This is a genomic window from Saccharopolyspora sp. 6V (assembly GCF_020176785.1).
Lineage (GTDB): Bacteria > Actinomycetota > Actinomycetes > Mycobacteriales > Pseudonocardiaceae > Saccharopolyspora_C > Saccharopolyspora_C gregorii.
In genome coordinates this window covers 1-3067 of the sequence record NZ_JAIUKB010000043.1, presented here as the reverse complement: position 1 = coordinate 3067, position 3067 = coordinate 1, and the positions used below count along the sequence as shown (strand labels likewise).

At 71.4% G+C, this 3067-nt stretch carries 4 protein-coding genes; 1 reads left to right on the top strand and 3 read right to left on the bottom strand.

Features of this window, described 5'->3' with window-relative positions; all coding sequences use genetic code 11:
* Together LCD35_RS10090 and lpdA are read right to left on the bottom strand one after the other, a co-directional pair.
* Window positions 1-268, bottom strand: a 268-nt coding sequence (locus tag LCD35_RS10090; protein WP_304621295.1) for a biotin/lipoyl-containing protein, incomplete at its 3' end; no start/stop codon positions are given.
* A gap of 61 nt (window positions 269-329) precedes the next feature.
* Window positions 330-1700, bottom strand: coding sequence for a dihydrolipoyl dehydrogenase (gene lpdA / locus LCD35_RS10085; protein ID WP_224955292.1), 1371 nt, complete (start codon window positions 1698-1700; stop codon window positions 330-332).
* A gap of 308 nt (window positions 1701-2008) precedes the next feature.
* On the opposite strand from lpdA, the gene LCD35_RS10080 reads away from it, so the two are divergent.
* Entirely contained in the window at window positions 2009-2350 is a 342-nt protein-coding gene (locus LCD35_RS10080; protein ID WP_224955293.1) for an oxidoreductase, read from the top strand.
* 4 nt (window positions 2351-2354) lie between these two features.
* On the opposite strand, the gene LCD35_RS10075 is transcribed toward LCD35_RS10080, so the two are convergent.
* Window positions 2355-2864: an OsmC family protein gene (locus LCD35_RS10075; RefSeq protein WP_224955294.1), complete on the bottom strand. Its 510-nt coding sequence runs from the start codon at window positions 2862-2864 to the stop codon at window positions 2355-2357.
* Window positions 2865-3067 lie beyond the last annotated feature (203 nt).

Genomic DNA, 3067 nt, shown 5'->3' with positions numbered 1-3067 from the left:
GCGGCGCGGGGGCGGAGCCCGAGTCGGCGGCGCTGTCGCCGATGACGGCGAGCTCACCGCCGATCTCCACCGTGTCGTCCTCCTCGGCGACGATGCGCTGCAGCACACCGGCGGCGGGGGACGGGATCTCGGTGTCGACCTTGTCGGTGGAGACCTCCAGCAGGGGCTCGTCGACCTCGACGGTGTCGCCGACCTGCTTGAGCCACCTGGTGATCGTGCCCTCGCTGACGCTTTCGCCTAGCGCGGGCATCTGGACGGAGAAGGACATCGCTCGCGGACTCCTCGTGCGGTGTGGCGGGGTGCTGTGCTGGTGCGGGAAGCGGACCGGATCAGCCGTGGACGTGCAGCGGCTTGCCGGCCAGGGCGAGGTGCGCCTCGCCGAGGGCCTCGGTCTGCGTGGGATGGGCGTGCACCAGCGGTGCCACGTCCTCGGGCAGCGCCTCCCAGTTGTAGATCAACTGGGCTTCGCCGATGAGCTCGCCGACCCGGTCGCCGACCAGGTGCAGGCCGAGCACCGGCCCGTCGGTGGCGCGGACCAGCTTCACCGCGCCCGCCGTCTTGAGGATCTGGCTCTTGCCGTTGCCTGCGAGGTCGTAGGTGAAGGTCTGCACCGAGCCGTACTGCTCCTTGGCGGCGCTCTCGGTCAGGCCCACCGAGGCGACCTCGGGGTGGCTGTAGGTGACGCGCGGGATGCCCGCCTCGTCGATCGCCTGCGGGTTCTGGCCCGCGATCTCCTCGGCCACGAAGATGCCCTGCTGGAAGCCGCGGTGCGCGAGCTGCAGGCCGGGCACGATGTCGCCGACCGCGTACACGCCCGGCAGGCTGGTGCGCAGCCGCTCGTCGGCGACGACGAAGCCGCGCTCCAGCTGGATCCCGGCCTCCTCGTAGCCGTGGCCCGCGGTGTTCGGGCCGCGGCCGACGGCCACCAGCAGCACGTCCGCGTCGAGCTGGTCGCCGTTCTCCAGGCTCACCGAGACGCCGGAGTCGGTCTGGGTGGCGCCGGTGAACTTGACGCCGGTCTTGAACTTGATGCCGCGCTTGCGGAACGCGCGCTCCAGCTGCTTGGAGGCGAACTCGTCCTCGTTCGGCACCAGGTGCGGCAGGGCCTCGACGATGGTGACCTCGGCGCCGAAGGAGCGCCACACGCTCGCGAACTCCACGCCGATCACGCCGCCGCCGAGCACGACGACCTTCTCCGGCACGAAGTCCAGGTTCAGCGCCTGCTCGCTGGCGATGACGCGGCCGCCGAGCTCCAGGCCGGGCAGCGACTTGGAGTACGAGCCGGTGGCCAGCACGACGTTCTTGCCGGTGTAGCGGGTGCCGTCGACCTCGACGGTGTTCTTGTCGACGAGCGTGCCCGCGCCGTCGACCAGCGTCACCTTGTGCGCCTTGGCCAGGCCCTGCAGGCCCTTGTAGAGCTTGCCGACGACACCGTCCTTGTAGGAGTTCACCCCCGCGATGTCGATGCCCTCCAGCGAGGTCTTCACCCCGAACTGGTCGCCGTCGCGCGCGGAGTCGGCGACCTCCGCGGCGTGCAGGAGAGCCTTCGTGGGAATGCACCCGCGATGCAAGCAGGTTCCCCCGAGCTTGTCCTTTTCGATGAGGACGACGGACAGGCCCAGCTCAGCCGCGCGGAAAGCGCAGGCGTAGCCGCCCGAACCGCCGCCGAGAATGACCAGATCGGCGGACGTGTCGGTCACTTCGCACTCCTCGACAGCCATCGTTGAATCGCTGAGGTGCCGCCCGGCCCGGCTGTCGCGCGAGGCGCGGAACACCTGGCAGCCATCTTGTCACCACCCGTTGGGACGACGCGACGTGGGCTCGCTCTGATCGCGCGAACGTGCCCGATCCCACTGAATCGTTTTTTCCGATTCTCAGCTTCGTCACAGGCGCCCGGTGGCATCATCGCGAACGGGAGCACCGGTTTTCCGGAGGTGTCTCCGAGTGCGGCCGCGCGCAGGTGAATCGAATCCGCGGCCGGCTTCCAGCGCGCGGGGAGGCGAATGCCGTGGGTCTGTTCGATCGTTTTCGGCGACGGCGCACCACGGGTCGTCCGGCCGACTCGCGGGACACCGATCACCTGCGGACCTGGGCGCAGCAGCGCCACGGCGTCGAAGCCTTCGTCGAACCCCGCACCACCGTCACCGAGACCACGGTGCTGCTCGTCGCGCACGACGGGGAGTGGACCCGGCGCCGCGTCGCGGGACCGGAAGCGGCGTTCCGCTTCGCCCGCAAGCAGGGGATGCCCTGCTACGAGGTGGCCAAACTCGGCTACCCGCAGCGGATGCGGGACTACCAGGCCCGGCAGCGGGTGTTGCGGGACCGGCAGCGCCGCCGCGACCTGGGCTGACGCGTCAGTTCGCGACCCGGGTGGACGGGGTCAGCCGCACCGGGAAGTTCACCGACTTCGAGATGTAGCAGAGCTCGTGCGCGCGCTCGTGCAGCGCTTCCGCGGCGTCCACGCTGGCCAGGTCCTCGACCGCGACCTCCGGCTGGAGCACCACTTCCCGGAACTGCCCCGAACCGTCGGCGTTCTCCGCGAGCTCGCCCTGCGCGTGGTCGTGGTAGCCGACCACCACCACGCCGCACTCCGCGGCCAGGTGCAGGAACCACAGCATGTGGCACTGCGACAGGGACGCGATGAGCAGCTCCTCCGGGTTGTACCGGTCGGCGTCGCCGAGGAACGCCGGGTCCGCGGAGGCCTCGATGGTGCTCTTGCCCGCCGAGCGGACCTCGTGGGTGCGCTCGTAGCTGCGGTAGCTGCTGGTGCCCGCACCGGTGTTGCCGGTCCACACCACTTCGACCGCGAAACCGTGCCGCGCAGGCCCGGGGGTGGTCGGCTGCTGCTCGCTCGTTTCGCTCACCACCCCATCCTGGCATCGCGGGGCAGGGCCGTGGTGATCCCTTTGAGACGCGGCTCACAACCGTTCCCGCACGTGGCGCGGACGGCGAACCGGCCCCCCCCCCCCCCCCGGCGGGGCGGGGGGGGGGGGGGGGGCGCCCGGGGGGGGGGGGGGGGGGGGGCCCCCCCCCGCCGGGGGGCCCCCGCCACCCCCGGGCCCCGTGG